This is a genomic window from Pseudomonas sp. P867 (assembly GCF_019891455.1).
In the GTDB taxonomy this organism is placed as follows: domain Bacteria; phylum Pseudomonadota; class Gammaproteobacteria; order Pseudomonadales; family Pseudomonadaceae; genus Aquipseudomonas; species Aquipseudomonas synxantha_A.
This window is the reverse complement of the sequence record NZ_JAFLXB010000044.1, coordinates 1-507: the sequence shown is the minus strand read 5'-3', so window position 1 is coordinate 507 and position 507 is coordinate 1. Positions and strand designations below refer to the sequence as shown.

Sequence of the window (507 nt, the reverse complement as noted above, 5' to 3'; positions counted from 1 at the left end):
TCGTAACAAGGTAGCCGTAGGGGAACCTGCGGCTGGATCACCTCCTTAATCGACGACATCAGCTGCTCCATAAGTTCCCACACGAATTGCTTGATTCATTGAAGAAGACGAAAAGAAGCAGCCCGAAATTGGGTCTGTAGCTCAGTTGGTTAGAGCGCACCCCTGATAAGGGTGAGGTCGGCAGTTCGAATCTGCCCAGACCCACCAATTTTGTGTGGGAAACGCCTGTAGAAATACGGGGCCATAGCTCAGCTGGGAGAGCGCCTGCCTTGCACGCAGGAGGTCAACGGTTCGATCCCGTTTGGCTCCACCACTACTGCTTCTGTTTGTATAAAGCTTAGAAATGAGCATTCCATCGTTGTGATGGTGAATGTTGATTTCTAGTCTTTGACTAGTTCGTTCTTTAAAAATTTGGGTATGTGATAGAAAGATAGACTGAACGTTACTTTCACTGGTAACGGATCAGGCTAAGGTAAAATTTGTGAGTTCTCTTAATCGAGAAATTCG

At 46.9% G+C, this 507-nt stretch carries 2 tRNA genes; both read left to right on the top strand.

Annotated elements, in window-relative coordinates:
* The first annotated feature begins 130 nt into the window (after positions 1 to 130).
* Positions 131 to 207: transfer RNA gene (locus J1G33_RS27755), tRNA-Ile, on the top strand.
* Between the two features lie 30 nt (positions 208 to 237).
* Positions 238 to 313 (top strand) — tRNA-Ala (locus J1G33_RS27750).
* Positions 314 to 507 lie beyond the last annotated feature (194 nt).